This window comes from Lysinibacillus sp. HST-98, from assembly GCF_016757845.1.
Lineage (GTDB): Bacteria > Bacillota > Bacilli > Bacillales_A > Planococcaceae > Lysinibacillus > Lysinibacillus capsici.
The window spans coordinates 240,691-257,089 of sequence record NZ_JAENHX010000001.1; the positions used below are offsets into that span (position 1 = coordinate 240,691).

The 16,399-nt window shown below is 36.7% G+C and carries 15 protein-coding genes; 2 read left to right on the forward strand and 13 right to left on the reverse strand.

Features of this window, described 5'->3' with window-relative positions:
• Positions 1–2: 2 nt before the first annotated feature.
• The 4 genes from gcvPB to JIN86_RS01305 all read right to left on the reverse strand — a co-directional run bounded on the left by gcvPB (position 3) and on the right by JIN86_RS01305 (position 5,510).
• Positions 3–1,589: an aminomethyl-transferring glycine dehydrogenase subunit GcvPB gene (gene gcvPB / locus JIN86_RS01290; RefSeq protein WP_202341084.1), complete on the reverse strand. Its 1,587-nt coding sequence runs from the start codon at positions 1,587–1,589 to the stop codon at positions 3–5.
• A 22-nt stretch (positions 1,590–1,611) separates the two neighbouring features.
• Entirely contained in the window at positions 1,612–3,000 is a 1,389-nt protein-coding gene (gene gcvPA, locus JIN86_RS01295; RefSeq protein ID WP_004230611.1) for an aminomethyl-transferring glycine dehydrogenase subunit GcvPA, read from the reverse strand.
• A gap of 27 nt (positions 3,001–3,027) precedes the next feature.
• A complete protein-coding gene (locus JIN86_RS01300) occupies positions 3,028–3,798 on the reverse strand; it encodes an SDR family NAD(P)-dependent oxidoreductase (RefSeq protein WP_004230612.1) in 771 nt (256 codons plus the stop codon).
• Positions 3,799–4,118: 320 nt separating this feature from the next.
• Positions 4,119–5,510, reverse strand: a complete 1,392-nt coding sequence (locus JIN86_RS01305; protein ID WP_004230614.1) for a sigma-54 interaction domain-containing protein — start codon at positions 5,508–5,510, stop codon at positions 4,119–4,121.
• 556 nt (positions 5,511–6,066) lie between these two features.
• Here JIN86_RS01305 and rpoN point away from each other — a divergent pair.
• A complete protein-coding gene (rpoN, locus tag JIN86_RS01310) occupies positions 6,067–7,386 on the forward strand; it encodes an RNA polymerase factor sigma-54 (protein WP_237497126.1) in 1,320 nt (439 codons plus the stop codon).
• A 113-nt stretch (positions 7,387–7,499) separates the two neighbouring features.
• On the opposite strand, the gene JIN86_RS01315 is transcribed toward rpoN, so the two are convergent.
• The 4 genes from JIN86_RS01315 to JIN86_RS01330 form a co-directional block, all read right to left on the reverse strand.
• Positions 7,500–7,790, reverse strand: a complete 291-nt coding sequence (locus JIN86_RS01315; protein ID WP_202341086.1) for a hypothetical protein — start codon at positions 7,788–7,790, stop codon at positions 7,500–7,502.
• Positions 7,791–7,883: 93 nt separating this feature from the next.
• Positions 7,884–8,993: a PA2928 family protein gene (locus tag JIN86_RS01320; protein ID WP_202341087.1), complete on the reverse strand. Its 1,110-nt coding sequence runs from the start codon at positions 8,991–8,993 to the stop codon at positions 7,884–7,886.
• Between the two features lie 23 nt (positions 8,994–9,016).
• Positions 9,017–9,847 (reverse strand): CbrC family protein, encoded by an 831-nt coding sequence (locus JIN86_RS01325; protein WP_202341088.1) that lies wholly within the window; start codon positions 9,845–9,847, stop codon positions 9,017–9,019.
• 25 nt (positions 9,848–9,872) lie between these two features.
• Positions 9,873–10,181 (reverse strand): antibiotic biosynthesis monooxygenase family protein, encoded by a 309-nt coding sequence (locus tag JIN86_RS01330; protein ID WP_016991657.1) that lies wholly within the window; start codon positions 10,179–10,181, stop codon positions 9,873–9,875.
• 88 nt (positions 10,182–10,269) lie between these two features.
• Here JIN86_RS01330 and JIN86_RS01335 point away from each other — a divergent pair, with 88 nt between their 5' ends.
• Positions 10,270–10,956 (forward strand): ArsR/SmtB family transcription factor, encoded by a 687-nt coding sequence (locus JIN86_RS01335; protein WP_202341089.1) that lies wholly within the window; start codon positions 10,270–10,272, stop codon positions 10,954–10,956.
• Positions 10,957–10,982: 26 nt separating this feature from the next.
• Here JIN86_RS01335 and JIN86_RS01340 read toward each other — a convergent pair whose 3' ends face one another.
• The 5 genes from JIN86_RS01340 to JIN86_RS01360 all read right to left on the reverse strand — a co-directional run bounded on the left by JIN86_RS01340 (position 10,983) and on the right by JIN86_RS01360 (position 16,107).
• Positions 10,983–11,849, reverse strand: coding sequence for a DMT family transporter (locus JIN86_RS01340; RefSeq protein WP_202341090.1), 867 nt, complete (start codon positions 11,847–11,849; stop codon positions 10,983–10,985).
• 177 nt (positions 11,850–12,026) lie between these two features.
• Positions 12,027–12,989, reverse strand: coding sequence for an alpha/beta fold hydrolase (locus tag JIN86_RS01345; RefSeq protein ID WP_370568620.1), 963 nt, complete (start codon positions 12,987–12,989; stop codon positions 12,027–12,029).
• A 148-nt stretch (positions 12,990–13,137) separates the two neighbouring features.
• Positions 13,138–14,499, reverse strand: a complete 1,362-nt coding sequence (locus JIN86_RS01350) for a sensor histidine kinase (protein ID WP_202341091.1) — start codon at positions 14,497–14,499, stop codon at positions 13,138–13,140.
• On the reverse strand, positions 14,496–15,170 hold the full coding sequence (locus JIN86_RS01355; protein ID WP_004230633.1) for a response regulator transcription factor: 675 nt from the start codon (positions 15,168–15,170) through the stop codon (positions 14,496–14,498). The genes JIN86_RS01350 and JIN86_RS01355 overlap by 4 nt, the downstream gene beginning before the upstream one ends.
• A gap of 148 nt (positions 15,171–15,318) precedes the next feature.
• Positions 15,319–16,107: a lipid II flippase Amj family protein gene (locus JIN86_RS01360; protein ID WP_237497128.1), complete on the reverse strand. Its 789-nt coding sequence runs from the start codon at positions 16,105–16,107 to the stop codon at positions 15,319–15,321.
• Positions 16,108–16,399: the final 292 nt, after the last annotated feature.

Here is a 16,399-nt window from a genome sequence, read left to right on the forward strand (position 1 = left end):
CCCTAATGGTTATTAATTAATACATCCTTTTTATTTTTCACCTTTTGTAGATATACCCTCCATGAAATACACCATTTAGAAGGCTCATCTAAATAGTCTGCTTCTATTAACTGATGAATTGTACTATTTTGCGGTGCTGCTTTAACAGTTTCTGGCGTTTCGTACGCTTCTTTAGAAATCTGCTCAAGCGCTTGAATATATTCATCTAAATCTGCCTTAGAATAAGATTCTGTTGGTTCAAGTGTAAATGGTTGCGGAACAATATAAGGATGATGACTAGTCCAGTAATGTAAACCAAAGTCAGTCATTCGGCGCTGTACATCCTCTGTTGTAACACCTGTTTCTTTCTCCAACTGCTCCCAACTATAACGAACTTGCTCTAATCGTTGCCCTTGTATATATGGCACACTTACACCACGAATTTTTGCTACTTTACTATACAGATAATTGTTATTTAATACGGCTGTCTCTGCCACAGCTTTAAGTCCATCTGTGCCTAATGCCCTAATCCAAGCATAAGAACGCAAAATCGTTTGAGCTACCCCATGGAAAGATCGTACTTTTCCAATCGAATGCTCTAATTGATCATTTAACACATATTGGTCTCCCTCTTTTTCAACAATTGGGCCTGGTAAATAAGGCTTTAATTCTTCTGTGACCCCAAGAGCCCCTGTTGCTGGTCCTCCACACATGTGAGGTGCTGCAAATGTTTTGTGTAGATTGAAAAAACACATGTCAAAACCTGCTTCTCTTGCACGTGTGATTCCTAACAGTCCATTGGCATTTGCCTGATCGTAATAACAAATTCCACCAACATCATGTACTATTTTCGTAAATTCTTTAATTTTAGAATTATAAATCCCTGTATCTTCAGGGTTAGCTACAACAAAACCAGCTGTTCTTTCGGATACAACTTCTTTCAATTTATTCATATCCGGAAAACCATTTTTATCTGGATGAATAGTTATTATTTTATAACCTTTGACTACTGCGGTTGCTGCTTGAGAAGGGTGTGAGAAGATGGTTGTAATAATTTCATTACGTTGATCTGCCTCACCTTTTACTTCAAAATATTTGCGCACAATCGATGCCATAGCAAACAATGCTTGTGTACCACCACTTGGTTGGAAAGAGAAACAATCCATCCCCGAAATCTCACGCATCGCTAAGTCCAAATTGTGAATGATTTCTAGCATTCCTTGGACAGTACTACCCTCTTGTAAAGGATGGAGTTCCATTATTTTAGGATTACGAATAAGCAATTCATTAATTTTTGGAATATACTTCATCGTACAAGTGCCTTGTCCAATTTCAACATTAAAATCAGAGCCTAATGTTTCTTGCGATAGTCTTACATAATGTCGTAACACACGTGCTTGACCTATTTCTGGTAAATTCGGTTTATTTGTTCTTTTCATTTTCTGAGGTAAGGATGAAATGCCATCCCCGACTGCTTCTACAATCTCATTTGAAGGTTGCGGAACTTCTACTCCGACTTCTCCTGATTGATGTAACTCAAAAATGATAGGTTCATTCCATTTAGCTTGATGAAAATCTTTATTTACATTCTCTCTTAGAATCTTATCCACGTTAAAACTCCTTTCTTCCTATTTAATATCCAACAATTGTAGCTAAAGCATTGACTAACTTATCAATATCCTCTTTAGTGTGAACTTCAGTTACACAATAAAGTGCTGCTTGACCGTATTCAGGAAATTCCAACGATAAGTCTTTACCACCGAAGATTTTTTGCTCAAGTAACCGTGAATTGATTTCTTCTACTGTTAATCCTGTATCGTTAAAATCTATAATGAACTCTTTGAAAAATGGAGAGGTAATTCTTGAACCCCGAATATTGTTTATAGAATTCAATTGCATTACTGCATACTGACTGTTTTGCATAATGGCTTGACCTAACTCGTACATGCCATTTGGTCCCATTAATGATAAATACACACCTGCTGTAATTCCCCAAAGAGCTGTTTGTGTGCCTACAGACTCCTTACCGTTTTCTCTATCTGCAAAGGACGTACGATCATAGGCAATGTCACCAAAACCATATTCACCTTTCTTCACAGTCGGAATAATACCGAACAATCGTGATGGATATTCATTAACAAATTTTGGATCATTGTATGTTGCAATAAATCCAGCTTGCCCTCCACTATAATTCATGTGCATACCTAATGGTTGAAGATCTCCACAGACGATATCCGCTCCATATTGACTTGGTGGTGCCAATACCCCTAGAGAACTTGGATCAACTCCTACTATCATAAGTACGCCATATTTTTTAGCAAGTTGTGAAATTTCCTGACCTTGCGACTCGATAAAACCTAAATAGGATGGATTTTCAAAGTAAATAGCTGCAACTTCGTTTGACAACTTTGCTTCTAAATCGGCTAAGTCCATTAATCCTGTATTAAGATTGAATTTTATTCCTTCAAATGATAACTGTGGTGTACCATAGTTTGTAATAACTTTTCTGCGTTCGGGAGAAAGTGTATTAGCAAGTAATATTTTCGTACGCTTTGTAATCCGACTCGCCATACGAATCGATGTAGATGCAGCTTGGGCCCAATCGAATGTAGGAACATTCACTACTTCCATATCCACAAGCTCCGCCATTAAGCTTTGATATTCAAATAATGCTTGAAAGCGTCCATGATCCTCATAAGGCTCTCCTGCATAAGCTGTTAAAAACTCTGCACGTTGATTCACTTCATCACATACGGCTGGTATGAAGTGTTGCCAGCAACCAGCTCCTAGAAAATTAATATATTCATAGGTACTTATATTTTTATTTAAAAGACCCTCAATATGGCGTCGTAACTCTAATTCATTCAAAGCTTTTGGAATATTCATGGTACCTTTAAAATGTAAATCCTCTGGAATACACGAATAAAGTTCCTCAACGGATTGAACACCAATTTCATCTAACATTTCTTGCTTTACCTCAGATACCATATTGGGGATATATGGATGGACCTTTTTACTCATTTAATTTGCCTCCCTCTATAATTATTTTTAGGCTAAGCCGCCACCATCAACTGTTAATGTCGTTCCCGTAACCCAAGCAGATAAATTACTTGCCAAGAATAGTACCCCCTTAGCAATATCTTCAGGTGTTCCTAATCTTGCTAACGGTCTATCAACAGCTGAACTACGTAAGAAACTTGATTCATCTATATTTAATTGTTTTGCTTCTCCACGAAGTAATGGCGTATCTGTATCTCCAGGACAAATGCAATTTACGCGAATATTTTCTGGACCATGATCAATAGCCATAGCCTTTGTTAAATTTACAACCCCTGCTTTTGCAGCACAGTAAGATGCTGCTTTGTCTCCACCTTTGATTCCCCACCCAGAACCAGTATTAATGATACTGCCACCATTTCCTCTCATGAGTGGGATTAAGTATTTCGAAAGTAGATAGACCCCTTTTAGAGAAACATTAATAACCGCATCCCAATCTGCTTCCTCTAAATCCACTACGGTTTTTCTACGGATAATGCCTGCATTATTAAAAAGTACATCGACTTTTCCGTATCTCTCCTGTATAGAATCAGCCACACTTTTGCAATCTTGTGTATTCGTTACATCACATTTTAAAAACTCAACATCTAAACCAGCTTCTTGAAAGCTTTTTTCTGTATCCTTACCTTTTTGTTGATCAATATCTAAAATCACAGTTTTAGTTCCCAACTCACTTAATAATTTAGCTGTTGCATGGCCAATCCCTGAGGCACCTCCTGTAATCACAGCCACCTTACCTTCCAATTCAAAATAATCTACCAAATAAATCTTCCTCCTTCCCTTTGCTTACTATATATCTAGCAAAATACGTGCCAAGTGTAGAAACACAAATCCATTTACCATTTTAATCTACAAAATATCAGAAATTTCTGATGTTAATGGGTTTTCAAAATATGTATCGTAAAAGATTCAGCAATATACTAAATTTCCTTTTGCCAAATTTGTCAATTCCGTTGTCACTTTTGTCATTAAAATTAGCCATAAAAAAACACAAATACCTAGGAAGTTCATTTTAAATTCCCCATTAAGGAGGTGAGAAATTTAAAAATCTCTAAAAGCAAGGTATTTGTGTCAAACTTAAACTATAAATTTACACTTTTTAGTTTTCTATAAAGCGTTCTTGTACTTATGCCTAATTCTTCAGCAACACGTTCTTTTCCAGCAGTGTCATTTCCATATATAGAGAGCATTTGGTAAATGACCTCCAATTCTGTATCTTTCAATAGATTAGAATTGCTATAAAGATTTTGTGCTTGATTATTCTCGATGATATATTTCGGTAAGCTTTCCCTTGTTAATTGTAAGGAATTTTCCATTACCATACTGTACTCTAATACATTTTCTAACTCTCTTATGTTCCCTGGCCAAGAGTATAATTTCAATTCCTCCAAAAATTCCTGCGTAAAATCTTTAATAAATTTCCCTGTTTTATGCTGAATCTTTTCAAGTAACTTTACAATCAAATATTCTATTTCATCTGTTCTTTCTTTTAAAGGAGGTAATGTTAAAGGGATCACATTTAGTCGATAATATAAATCCGAACGAAACTCACCTTTTCTCACCATATCTTCTAAAGGTTTATTTGTCGCAGCAATAATCCTTACATTTACTTTTCTAGGCTCAATTGCTCCAACTCTATAGATAAGCCCATCTTGCAAAACTGTTAATAGCTTCGCTTGTAAATGTAATGGTAATTCTGTAATTTCATCGAGAAATAAAGTACCTTTATCTGCTACTTCAAAATAGCCCATTTTCCCTTTTCTTCTAGCCCCTGTAAACGCCCCTTCATCATAGCCAAATAACTCGCTTTCAAACAAGTTTTCTGGAATGCTTGCACAATTCAACTCTATAAATTTCCCTTTGTGTGTAATGCTATTTGAATGAATATATTTAGCTAATAAACTTTTCCCTGTTCCTGTCTCCCCTGTTATGACAATTGAAGAGGGGCTATTTGCAATACTACTTAACTTACTCTTTATAAGTTGTAAGTGAGGTGCGTTGCCTAATACATATTTCGTATCAAATCCTTTTTTATGTTCAAGCAATAAATAGGATCCTTCGTTATTCAAGGCATTCATAATCATATCTCCCAACCGAGCTAACCAATACTGATATTCCTTCGGCTCAGATGAAAATTTTTTCTCCCCCTCATCTGTAAAACTAACAAATGTCAAATATCCGAAGTGACGATCTCCTTTTACTAAATTCATTAACATTTCCACTTTAGATGGACAGTTATTTTGGAATCTACAACCAGAACACACTTTCATTTGTCCAGGTTTTTGTAAATATTGAACAGATTTAGAATAATACTTCTGAAAGAACGGAAGGTGTACCTGTATCCCTTTTTGCTTTCTATATTCTTCCGTTGCTATAAAAACTTCACCATTCGAAGTGAAATAGGCCATTTCCAATTGTAATAGTTCACCAAATGCATCTAGCATAGATTGCACTAATTTTTCGGCATTCAACATGATATTCCCCCCACAAAAATCGAAAAAGTAATATAGCCAAATTGTTTATAGTGAAAATAGCTCGTAATAGTCCGTAAAAATAAAAAGTTAATAGATTATGTTTCATGGAAATTACACCTTTTACGGAAGTTTAATTATCTTATCTTTTTTAATTCGCCAAAAGTTACATCTTACCTTTATAATTTTCTTCAAGTTCGGATTATAGAGAATGACTTTCCAAATAGTCGAACTTGTAAGTGGAATCCTCAACAGAAAAGCCACCCAAAATTGAATTGCCCCATAAAAGTTAAACAGAATATCCAACTTTAAATGGGCATTCCATGACTGGGTAGCTAACATTTATAACTATGTCTATATTCTATATCATTCTCTAAACTAGAAGTCTATGTCATTCAACAACAGCTCATTTATCTTTATCTGCTTTCCTACTCATTGTAAGAACTATTTACCTTAAACATTATGTTTTTTTTACTAAATATCTGATCCATTATAGACAAAATTTGTAGATTAGATAATAATAACATTACATAGAGAAAATGAGGTGATTCCCTTGAAAATGAATTTAAACGTCTCACAACAAATTACTCAAACGTTGACAACTGAACTCATTCATCAATTGGAACTACTACAATACTCCAGCTCCGAATTAGAACAACATATTTATGAGAAATCAAATGAAAATCCACTATTAACTGTCATTGAGAAAAGCATGAATCACACAAAGGATATTGTAGACCTTGCCACAATGTCTATAAAAGGTATTCAACCGAAGCAAAAGCAACAGTATGATTTCATTCAAACTCGGCTAACACAGCAACATTCATATATTACCCAACTACTCGATCAAATACCTTTACACCTAAGTCTTACACCACATGACAGAGAAATTTTAAACTATTTCATACATAACCTCGATGAACATCTATTTTTAAATGTAGATTTATCCAAAGTTGCTAAATCATTTAACACCTCTTTAGACCATATAAATACACTGTTAGATCTATTACAAACATTCGAACCTCTTGGCGTTGGCGTTAGAAATATGAAAGAATATTTATTAATTCAAATTTACAATGATATAGAGGCCCCACCATTTGCAGCTCCATTCATTCAACATCATTTAGAACAAGTAGCTAATTTATCAATTAAATTATTAAGTACAACTTACAACATTTCAATAGAAGAAACTCAAAGAACAATACAATATATACGAAACCTAAAACCCATTCCAGCTTCATTGGATAATAATGCTACTAGCGTGTATATTATACCTGATATAATCATTAGCAAATTGAATGGGGAATGGATAATAGAACTAAATAATCGGTTTTTACCTAAAATAGAAATTAATCAAGATTACGTAGATCTATTAAAAGAATCCGTTGAAGATTATGCCTATTACCAACAATGCATGAACGATATTATAGCTTTAACGCAAGGAATAGCTCAACGTGATAAAACTTTATACAGCCTGACACGATTACTGCTTGATTTACAGGCTTCATTCTTTGAACATGGAATAAAAGCCTTATCTCCTATGCGTTTAAAAGATGTTGCACAAGCATTAAATATGCATGAATCCACCATAAGTCGTGCGGTTAAAAATAAATTTATCCGTACACCACATGGAATCTTTGCACTCCAGTCTTTATTTACAAAAGGAATTATCAACGATTCAGGAAAGCTTGATTCTGTGTCCTATATAAAAAGTCGCATTAAAGAATTAGTAGAAAATGAGAATAGAAAAACTCCTTTATCAGATCAACAATTAACTGAAAAATTAGAAACTGAGGGTATTCGAATTTCACGACGCACAGTTTCAAAATATCGTAAAGAATTGAACATAGCCAATTCATCTAAACGCATTTATTTATAAAAAACTTTATTATCAATTACTTATAAGAGGGTAAAGACAAAATAAATACCCTTCATTATGGGATTGACTGTCTCAAAAACGACTGTCAGTTCCCAAATGAAGGGTTTTTTCGATTACTTATAACCAGCCTTTTGTAACACCTGCATGAAATAAAAACGATACGTATTTTTTACAAATGTCTCTAGGGGTAGCCCTACATTCACTTGATATTTTGTAAATATAAAATAAAATCGTTTATCCCACTTTAGGCGTAATAACTCGCCTGCTTCTTCGCCATACTTCAGCGTAAATTCTTCCATTAAAGGTTCGACCATCTCATAACAATAATCTTTTAAATGGGCCAGTGCTTCCATATCCTTGTCCCTTTGAAAGCGTATAATCCACTCTACTAATTGCTCATCCATATTCGCATGCCGTCCTTTTAATCAGAGTTTCTTCCTATTAAATTATACTCCTTTTTTGGCGAATCAAAAAAAGAACGATATTTCCAGTAGATTTCACTCATCAATAGGACGATTCCAGCGCAGATGATAGTGAACAGATCTCTTATTCATTTGTTTGTCCAATACCAGTAATCTATCACCAGCTTGAATTATGTAGCGATTCTCTAAAGTCCGTACAGCGGGCTGTTGCTGCTGGGAATTAATGATGCCAATATTGCGTTCCCACAATATTTGATGTTTGTTCATATCATAGAGCAATAACATGTGTTCAGCACTTTCTCGCTGTGTTTGTCGATATGAAACAAGAGCCGTTTTTTCTATGATATCTACATCCACCACTTTTGGTTGTAAATTTTCATAGGGTTGAATGGCTGGCTCGGTTAGGACAGCTTGACTAAAATCTCGAATGCCCTGATAATCCTCTACAGGCTGTGGATGTGTAGCAAAATAGCCCGGCAACTCTGTCTCGATGAAAAAACGGGCAGATAGGTAATCTTGAGCCTTCGCATCCTCACTTAATGTTTTACCATCAAAGCGATAGAATTTGCCATCGACCCCCTCCAAATATAAATGGTTCTCTAGGACAGCCATTTGATGTGCATTATTGCTCAATATCGCTATTAATGACGGATGGTACGTTCGAAAATCTTTTTCAGAAAGTAGTTCTTTGCCTGTTTCCATATCTACCAGTAATAATTGACCAAATTCATCATCACGATGATGGACAAGAACACCACCCATAAATTCCCCAAGCAGTGTTTCTTTATAGGAAACTGATTTTGTCCATTGCTTTTCACCTGTTTGTAAATTCACAGCTACTAGGAGATGGTGGGCGATTACATGCGTAATACCATTCGATATCCCATTATTTTCTGAGCCTTGCACCATTTGAACAGCAATACTTTGTGAATCATCTGTATAGATAGGAGAATCTGATTTGATGGGAAAACCTCTCCCTGCTAAGCCAAAAACAATCATTAATAGATTACTGACCAATAAAAAAGCAATGAGCAAAATGCTAGAAGTAACGAGGCGTTTACGTTTCATGACGATAAACATTAACAGTAAAAATCCTATGCCCAGCACGATGCAGAAAAAAATATCATGGATGAGCCAACCATTTAAACGCCATGAATAGATATATCGTTGTAGAAATTGTTCCACTTCTCTACCCCCTCAAACAACGACTAACTAAAATCTGAATAAAGCACATAACGGTCACATTCCAAGCATTGAAATAAATAGCCTTGATGATGCCCATTGTTCATTAAGGATGCAGAAAGTTCTTCTTTTGAAAAGCCGGTATAATTATCAAATTGATCCTCAATTCCTAGCTCTACTAAATCACGCCAACCAACATAGCCGATAAACGCACAATAGTCAGAGCAATGTGCCACCCAATTATTGCCCTGCCAGCTTACATAGCCAGGCGTCCGAAAGAGTACTTCCTCAGCAAACTTGGGGTTCGTAACCTGTTCATCATCCATTAAGTCTTGCTGGAAAGAACCATCATATTTTTGAGCTGCTTCTCCACTATGGATGCAGGAAGGACAAAGATAATCTACTTCCTCAATTGCATAAATACCACCAGTATAATAGACATCCACTTCTTGCTCGCAACAATCACATACAACGATTTCATCTGTTTCAAAAATTTCAGCCTCTAGAGGGTTTGGTAGATATTTAAACATTGGAATTTTCGTTTTAAGCTGCTGATGGTCTCTAATTTTTCTTGGCAGCAGAGGATTCACCGAATTTGGTTTATCTATGTAGGTCTGGAGAACGCCATACTTTTTTCGATCCTTTTTATCGTCTTTATTCATAATGACAGTAAATAACTGATATGCCTCAGGATACATCCTAAGTAAACAGTAAACCTCTACTAATATCCTTAATGTTTCTTCTGTTTGTTGAACCTGCTTTAATTGATCTTTAAAAATATGCATTTGATTAATGGTTATCGGATTGGAAGGATTAAATCTTTGTCTTAGTTCGTGCCATTCTTCCACAATCGTCATAAAAAATAAGCCTCCTTCTCACTTGCTATTTGGCAAATGAATAATCTTTTATCATTTGGCAGATTTCCACTTTATAGTTTGTGTACCATTTGTCTTTACCCAATTGTTGTGCTGTTAAATGCTTGGCATTGTCTTTCCATGCTTGGATAGCCTCTAGCGATTCCCAATAAGACACCGTTATGCCCTTTCCTTCCTCATTTCTAACACTTTCAACACGAATGAAACCAGGCTGTTGCTGTGCTAAGGCATCGATTAGGTCAGCCATCTTGCCATAGCCATCCCCATCTTGCTCAGTTCTTTGCGATGTAAAAATCACTGCATAATATGTTTCCATTTATTTCTCCTCCTCTATTACTTTTATTGTAAACCATAATGACTTTGACTAAAATCTAAATATAGGACACTGAAAGGATTGTGACAGAATGGGAATTAATCCAAACATGGCAGAAATAGCGGCACTTCTTGGTGAAACGTCAAGGGCAACCATACTTGCTAGTATGATGGACGGTCGTTTTCATACGGCTAGTGAACTAGCTTATATGGCTGCCATCAAACCACAAACTGCTAGCTTTCATCTTGCTAAATTAGTAGAAGGAAAGCTGATAAAAGTTGAAAAACAGGGCCGTCATCGTTATTTTCAATTGGCTGGTGAGGACATTGCTCATTTTTTAGAGTCATTCCTAGCCATCTCTCCACCACCTGAAGTACGTTCATTAAAGCAATCGAGCCAAATCAAGTTATTACAGGATGCTAGAACTTGCTATGACCACCTTGCTGGTAAATTAGGTGTCCAATTAACGGAATCAATGCTGAAGGCAGGCTATCTTACATTGGAGGGTAAACAATTTGTCCTGACAGATGAGGGCACATTATTTTTTACGACATTCGGAATCGATTTAACTGCTTTAAAGAGAAAACGACGATCCTTTTCTCATGCCTGTTTAGATTGGAGTGAACGGCGTTATCATTTAGCTGGTGCATTAGGCTGTGAGCTATTAAATCAATTTTTCAACCTTGGTTGGCTTTTACGCGTTCCCTCTATTCGCGCCATTAAAGTGACGGAGAAAGGGAAAATAGGCTTTAAAGAGATCTTTCATTTAGATTTGTAAAAGAGGAAAGGGCACGGAGTTATCTCCTAGCCCTTTTCTCTACTAAAAGTACGGTTTACTAAATAAATGCCCATGATGATGAGTAAGCCGCCAACCATTAGTGATGGTTTTAACGGTTCATCCAATAACACCCAGCCTGTTAATACGCCAAAAAAAGGAGCTAAAAATAAATAGGCACTTGTTTTCCCTGGATCACTATTTTGCAGAAGATAATACCACCCTGCAAATTGAATGATGGAGGAAAAAATACTAAGCCACAATAGAATAAATAACGATTGTGGCTTCACAATAAAAAATGGCTGTTCTAACAGTAAACTTCCTATTAATAAGAGTAAACCACCAAACAGCATCTGATAAGCAGATAAAACCCACGTATCAAATAACACGCCCCATTTTTTCACTAACAGGGTGGCAGTAGCCCAAAAAATAGCTGATAGCAAGCCAAAAAGGATCCCTACTTTCAATTCAACTTGTGCCCCCATCGTAATCATCACCCCGATTAAGCCAAACAAAACCCCAATCCATTGATAGAAACGGTAGCGTACTTTCATGAAAATGGTGGCAAAAATCACAACTAGTAAGGGGTTTGTAAATGTTAAAATAGAAGACTCACTTGCTGTGATGGTGCGTAGACTTAAAAAAATACACCCCATCACACCTGCCGTTTGAAAGAGCCCGATCATGCATAACTTGAACCACTCCCTCCTTGTAATAGGATGGGGTCTCTTCAAGAGGATAACAACGATCGCCATGATTATACCAGCCAATATAAAACGAAGTGCAGCCAATAATAAAGGCGAGGCATACGGTAAGCCTAATTTAACAATGGCAAATGATGAACCCATTAAAAAGGTCGTTACTACTAATAAAGCAATAAATTGATAATTTTTCATCCAATAGCTCCTTACCTGATAGAATAATTGTTCTACGTCCATTATAATCAGGAAGTATTTCAATGCTCATCGAAGTATGGATTACAACTCAATTGAAAGATTTTATAAGATTTCGTAAGGAAGAGGGTAGTATTAAAAAATCTTACCTCCAAAAGCAAAGAGGTAAGATACTATGGATTATTTACTTTGCATAAAAGATCTGACGTTGTCTGCGATTTCCTGCGATTTTGTATGGTGTAAGTAATGATCCCCATCCAGTGTGATTACTTTGCCGTATACGGAATGTTTGACTTGTTCTTCATGCAGTGGTATCCAGTTCTTTTCAACTCCACCACTTTTTGCTTGGACAAATAAGAGAAGCGGTAAATCTTTAGGAAATGTAAGATTTTTTGCTGCTGTAAAATTTTCGCTTATATATTCTAATTCATTTGAAGTACTTGTATTATAAAAGTTTTTGAGTGTAATCATCCTAATTTGCTCTTTTGTGTCATCATCATAAGGAAGACCTGCATAGGGATCATCTGAAAATTTTATAAGAATTCTTGCAATCCCTGATTTTTTTAGAAGTTGTAACGACTTGATTGGAAACTTCGTGTCCATACCATCCTGTGTAGGGACACTGCTATCAATCCCCACAAATCCAGTTACCTCATTCGGATATTTATTAACATAATCGAGTCCATAGATGCCTGCTATCGAATGGCCCATTAGCATATACCGATCAATCTTTAACTCCTGTAAAGCTTCATGAATTTCACTCACAATATTCTCTGTGCTTCGTTCTTTAGCTGTATCCTCACTTAAGCCATAGCCAAATGGCTCTATTGAGACGATCTTATAATAGGGAGCTAGTTCATCTATCAATGGCTTAAAATCAAGCGTCGGTGCTGCAGTCCCAAAGCCAGGTAGTAATACGATGGTTTCAGTACCCTTTCCTTGAATAGTGACATTCATCTTTTCCCCATTAACGGAGACGAGCTGACCATAGGGTTCTATTTTTCCTTGCTCTATTTTGTTGCAAATAATGTTTATTGTAAAAACAATGAGAAGTAACCCCACAATTGATACACCTAGGACTGCCATTGATTTCAGTAAAACACGCATAAATTTTTTCATGTTTGATGCACGAGGGGGATTCACCTTTACTCGTGCCTCCCTCCTTTACTACGATTATTCCAGCTACTTTTGAGCTGTTAGTGTTACTATAAAGGAGAGAGATGTCTTACGCATGACGACAAGATGAACACAAGATGAACAACAAAAAAATGATACGACAAACATTCTCTCTTTAATTTAAGGTGATAGGTAATCTGACAATCATTGTCGTCCCATATCCAAGCTCACTCTCGACTTCAATTTCTCCACGATGTAGCGAGACGATTTGCTTTACGAGAGCAAGCCCCATCCCACTGCCTTCATACTTATGACTATGGGAACGATCAGCCTTGAAAAACCGTTCGAATATACGTTGCTGATTCTCTAAAGAAATCCCAATGCCTCTATCCGCTATTCGGACTGTCACATGATTTGCACTTTGCTTCATGCTGATCTCAATCGTATCATTAGCATTTGAAAATTTAATACTATTCGTAAGAATATTTGTCCATACCTGATGTAATTGATCGTAATCAACCATGAGGCGAACAGCCTTCAACTGAAGCTCAAAATCAATATTACGAGAGGACCATTGAGGCTGGAGGGAGACTATAACACGTCTAATTTGTTCATCTAGACTGAACGTATCGAGAAGCATTGGCTGTGTCTTTGATTCTAGTAAGCTCAGCTTTAAAAGGCTATCACTCATCTTAGACATTCGATTGGCCTCTGAAATGATGATATCAAGATAACGGCGTTTCTCATCATCCGTTACATCGACTTGTTTCAGTGCTAATGCGTAACCAGAAATGGAGGTAAGTGGAGATTGCACCTCATGAGATACATTTGATACAAAATCCCTCCTCATTTGCTCTAGCTGCTGTAACTCCTCCGCCATGTCTTCAAAGCTTTTAGCCAACGTACCTAACTCCCCTGATTGCTTAATATTTAATTCGACATTGAAATCACCACCAGCAATATGTTTAGTTGCTTGTGTTAGTTTTTTGATTGGCTTGACTAAAAACATCGCTGCAACTAAAAACACAACGCTTCCAATAATAAGGGCATAAGTAGCAAAATTCAAAATCAACTTAATGGAAAAAGAGGTTGAAGGTAAAGAAATCGTTTGGATAAACATCGCTCTCGTTCCTATTTCAGTTGTTAGAGGTATGCCGACAAGTATGGATGAAATACCACTTGGAATTACTTGAATGACCTCTCCATCCAGAACAGCTTGTACTTGTTCCATTGTTACAGGGGCTAACTGATTGCCATGAAGCTTTCCGTAAGACGTAAACTGCCCTGTTTCTTCATAAATGCGAATATGATAGGATTCAAGCTGATGCATATCACGTATAAAACGATCTGCTTCATGATATGGCAATGTATCAAAAATTTGTACCATGTCTTGTCCAAAATTGAATAAGGGAATTTGCAAGTTTTCATTTAATTTATCTTTAAATACCCATGTTGCCATGAAAAAAGAGATAACAGTTCCCCCAATGACAGCAACTAGAAAGATTAAAACGACGCGTGTATATAAAGATTTAATCATTCCTCAACCTCAAGCCTATAGCCCAGACCCCTTATAGTATCGATATGAAAATCAGTGATGGTGTTGAAGCGCTCACGCAGGCGCTTAATATGTACATCGATGGTTCGATTATCTCCCGCATAATCAATCCCCCAAATTTGATCGATCAGTTGTTCTCTTGTATAGACTTGTCCAGGTGTTTCTGCAAGCTTATATAATAATTCAAATTCCTTGAGTGGTAGTGAAATAACATCTTTTCCTCTCATTACTTTATAGGTCTGACGGTCCAGCGTGACTTGACCAAGTTGAATGGTCTGCGAATGGCCAATCCTGTAGCGCTTTAAAAGTGCCTTTACACGTACAGTTAGCTCTAACGGATCAAATGGCTTTGTTAAATAATCATCCGTTCCAAGCTCAAAGCCCTTCACTTTTTCCCATGTTTCCCCTCTTGCAGTCAGCATCAGTAGAGGAAGATCCGTATTCATTTTGCGGAGCTCCTTACATAGTGTCCAGCCATCCATCGTTGGCATCATAATATCCAGTACAACAAGATCAATAGGTGCTGAGCCGTAGATGGCTAATGCTTCTTTACCATCTCCTGCCTCCATTGTAGTGAACCCGTCTTTGCGCAGAAAAAGGCAAACAAGTTCACGAATGTTCGCATCGTCATCCGCAACAAGTATCGTCGGCATACATTCGTTCCCCTCTTTTCGAATCTATTATTCACCCACATTATACTATATAGTTTCTTTACTTCTCCCCTACCACACCTCACGATTAATTGCTGTGTCCTAAAAGTAAAAAACCACTTCCTAAAAAACATAAAGGAAGTGGTTCTAATCAAGCAATTAGCTTTGCAAACCATGCAACGTAATGAGCCCCTGGAATCAATAATAACTGTGCCACAATGGTTCCTAAAAATCTGGAAAACATCATCATAACAGACATTCTTTTCAGGTCTAGATAGCTTCCTCTCTTATTGATCACATCATCTGCTAGAATGGATATTTTCGGGTCAATAAATAGGATTAATAGTATCGTTGCAATGCCATTAATTAATCCAGATGCCATAACAGCCGTAGTCTTTAATTCTGGTACTAATAATGTGGCATACAATGCAGATAAAACGCCAATCGTATAGATAGCTGTAATGACAATATTGATGACAAATAATTTAATCGGGATATCCTGTAGATGAATGCCTTTTAAATAACTAAAATTTGGTTTATGAATATGCTTAATCCCCCGTCTTACATAGTCAAATGTAAAGCCCTTTTTCAATAAAGACGGGATTGAACCTCTTTCCTCAGCCAAATGAACGATAGCCCTTGAAAAAATGGCTACAAAGGTGGGGATAAATAAGATTCCTACTATTGTTCCAAGTGAAGCCGCTCCAATAATTAGTCGAAATTGATGCTCTACAAATGTCATCGCATTAACCGTAGGTGCTGTATCAACAAGGCTCCCTGTAAATGGTTGTTGCATCATATTTGCTAACCTCGACACCATGACCATTACATTAAAAAGAGATAAAGCCGATGCTAGTAATTTGACACGTGCTCCTGATAAACGTACGGCATAGGCAAGCGTTTCAATCGCATGAATGATTAAAATAAATAAAGCAATCATGATTAATTTTTCTGTTATTAAATCCACATATGTACCTACTCTTCACTTTCTAACGATTTAATATTGTAACGCTTCTTCAATAAAATAGTTCCAATTGAAAAAATGTGATGTCAACGGTAGAAAATGCAATTTTAAAAGGCGAGGGTTTGATTTCGTTCCGCCAGTGTCCTTTCCAGGACGTTCGCTTCAGGGGTCTCCTCTGTGTTGCTGACTCCTCTCCAATCAACCATTCTACAAAAGTGTCTTTTCCTCTTTCATACTGGCAGTAGTGAGAAGTGATGAGTGACTACCC